Raw genomic sequence first — 2541 nt, 5'->3', positions numbered from 1 at the left:
TGCCGTCGCTGGTGACGGAGGCCGCCGTGACGTTCAGCGCCCCGCCGGACAGCAGGGTGCCGCCAGACTGCTGGCTGACCGCGCCGGTCTGGCTGAGGGTCAGGCCATTCACGCCGCTGATGGCGCCGCTGTTGCTGAGCGTGCCGCCGGTCAGCGTCAGGTTTTTCGCCGCCCACTGGCCCTGGTTCGCCAGCGTCGCGGCCTGCAGCGTCGCCGCACCCAGCGCGGTGATCCTGCTGCCTGCGGTTCCGGTGAGCGTATCGGCCAGCGTCATCTGCAGCGCATCGGCGCTCTGCACCGCCCCGCTGTTGGTGAGCGACCGGGCGTTAAGCAGAATGTTCTGTGCCTGCCAGCTGCCGGCGTTGGTCACTGCCCCGGACGCAATCGTCAGCGCGCCCTGGGTAAGAAGCTTGCCGCCTGCGCCGTTGATCAGCTCCTGCTGCGGCGCGGCCATCGCCATGCGCGCCATCAGCCGCTGCTGCCCCTGAACGGTCAGGCTCTGCAGACCGGTCAGGGTGCCCTGGTTGTTAATGCTGTTCTGACGCAGCGAGAGGGTGTTCCCCTGCACGGTACCGCTGTTTTTAAGCGTGCTGCCGCCGAGCGTCACATCGCCCTCGCTGAGGAGCTGCCCGCGGTTATCCAGCGTCTGTGCGGTGATATCCGCCCGGCCCTGGCTCATCAGCGAGCCGGTTGAGGTCAGCGTGCCGCCGGTCGTGGCCGTCAGCGTTCCCTGGCTGAGCAGAGACCCGCCGTGCGTCCAGTCGCTGGCGCGGATGTCCGCACCGTTCCCCTGCAGCGTGCCCTGCGTGGTCAGCTGGCCTGCATCCAGCGTCAGCATGCCGCCGGAGAGGGTGCGCGAGGTCGCGCCCGTGGTCAGCGTGGTGCCGGTGAGCGCCAGGCCGTTCGTTCCCTGCATCAGCCCGCCGTTGTTCATATCGCGGGCAGTGAGGGACAGCGTACCGCCCGTGATGCGCCCCGGGTTCGCCAGGGTATCCGCGGTGAAGGCGGTCGCGCCGCCGCTCTGCAGCAGCCCGGTATTCGTTAACGCCCCGCTGAGCGTGCCGCTGAGTCCCGTCTGCCCGTTCACCGTGCCGCTGTTGGTGAGGGTGGTGCCGGTCATGCCCAGCGTGGCGCCCTGCAGCGTACCGGCGTTCATCAGCTGTCCGCCCGCCAGCGTGAAGCCGCCGCCGGAGAGCCATTTACCGTTCAGCTCGTTGATAAAGCGGTCGGCGGTGGCGTTAACCGCGTTGCTGCCCTGCATCAGGCCGCTGTTGCGCAGCTCAGTACCGCCTGCTGTCAGCGTTTTGCCCGCCACCGTGCCGCTGCTGGTCAGCGTCGTCGCGTTAAGCGCGGCATCGTCGGTGGCAACGATGTTCCCCGTGTTGGTCAGGGCAGTGCTCAGGCCCAAATCCAGGCTCTGCGCCTGAATATCGCCCCGGTTCGTCAGGTCGCTGCCCCGCAGGGTGAACCCGCCCTTCACCAGCAGCAGGCCGGCGTTATCGAGCGTGTCGAGGGATACGTTCAGAGGACTGCCGCTCACCAGCTGCCCGGTGGCGCCGTTGCTCAGCGCGCGGGTGGTCAGCGCCAGCGTGTCGTTACCCTGGAGAATCCCGGTGTTGTTCAGCTGCGCAGCCTTTACCGTGAGGGCTTTCCCGGCCAGCTGGCCGTCGTTGAACAGCTGCGCCGCCGTCAGCGTGAACAGGTTCTGGCTGAGCAGGGCGCCCGTGTTATCCAGCCTGCCGGTCGCGGAAAGCGTCAGGGCATCCAGCGTCTGAACGCTGCCCTGGTTGTTCAGGCTCCCGGCGTCAAGCGTCGCGCTGCGCCCCTGAAGGCTGCCCGCGTTGCTGAGGGTTTGTCCGCTGAGCGTCAGGGTCTCGCCGCCCGTCACCTGCCCCTGAGGCTGGTTCGTGAAGGTGTTCCCGGACCAGGCCAGCGTGCTGCTGCCCTGAAGCAGGCCGCTGTTCTGCAGGTCGCCCCGCAGGGTCAGCACTTTTGCCAGCAGCTGGCCCCGGTTATCGGTCCTGTCGGCCTGGACGTCCAGCGCCTGCTGGCTGAGCACCTTACCGCTGTTGGTCAGCGTGCCGGTTACCGCCGCCGTCACGCCCGTTTCCCCCAGCGCGTTACCGGTGTTCATCCACTCACCGGTGGCGAGGTTCAGGGTGTTGCCCTGCAGCAGCCCGGCGTTGTTCAGGGTGGTGTGGTGCAGCTCGAGCGCGCCACCGGAGAGCAGCATGCCCGCCTGCTGGTTGCTGAGCTGTGCCCCGGTCGCCGTCAGGGAATGTGTCCCCTGCAGCGTGCCGCCGTTGGTCACCGACGCGCTGTTAAACTGCGCGTCGGTACCGGCCATCAGCCCGCTGTTCGTCAGGCTGGCGGCGGTCAGCGTCAGGCCGTTCCGGGCAATCACCCGCCCGTCGGCATCGTTGCTGGCCTGTCGGGTCAGGTTCAGCAGCAGCGCGGTGGCGCTGAGCTCGCCGCTGTTGGCCAGCGTGTCGCCGCCGAGCGTCAGCGTTCCGCTGCTGCGCAGCGCGCCACGGTTAGTGA

1 protein-coding gene is annotated in these 2541 nt (G+C 68.3%); it reads right to left on the bottom strand.

The features are described from left to right. Positions 1–2541, bottom strand: a 2541-nt coding sequence (locus tag DOU50_RS00460) for a beta strand repeat-containing protein (protein WP_416202934.1), incomplete at both ends; no start/stop codon positions are given.

The organism is Enterobacter sp. C6 (genome assembly GCF_008122455.1).
Lineage (GTDB): Bacteria > Pseudomonadota > Gammaproteobacteria > Enterobacterales > Enterobacteriaceae > Enterobacter > Enterobacter pseudoroggenkampii.
Note: the sequence above shows the minus strand (reverse complement) of the source record. Positions and strands in the feature narration are given on the sequence as shown.